At 41.8% G+C, this 261-nt stretch carries 1 pseudogene; it reads left to right on the forward strand.

The features are described from left to right. A pseudogene (locus tag SB658_RS25045) lies at window positions 1-240 on the forward strand (D-alanyl-D-alanine carboxypeptidase); the annotation flags it as partial. Window positions 241-261 lie beyond the last annotated feature (21 nt).

The raw sequence follows: 261 nt of genomic DNA on the forward strand, positions 1-261 counted from the left end.
GAGAAAACGAAACTAGAAGCTCCTATGAAAAAAGGAACGAAGGTTGGCATGCTGACGACTTCTTATTCAGGTGATGAGAAGGACTACGGCTATTTGAATAAAGATCAATCAGGTGTTGAGCTAATAACGAAAACAGGCGATGAAAAAGCAAACTGGTTCATTCTTGCAATGCGTAGTGTAGGTGGATTCTTCGCTGGCATTTGGGGCGGAATCGTTGACACAGTAAAAGGTTGGTTCTAATAAAAACTGCTCTCTATAGGG

This window comes from Bacillus sp. SIMBA_008 (assembly GCF_046535495.1).
Classification (GTDB): Bacteria; Bacillota; Bacilli; order Bacillales; family Bacillaceae; genus Bacillus; species Bacillus subtilis.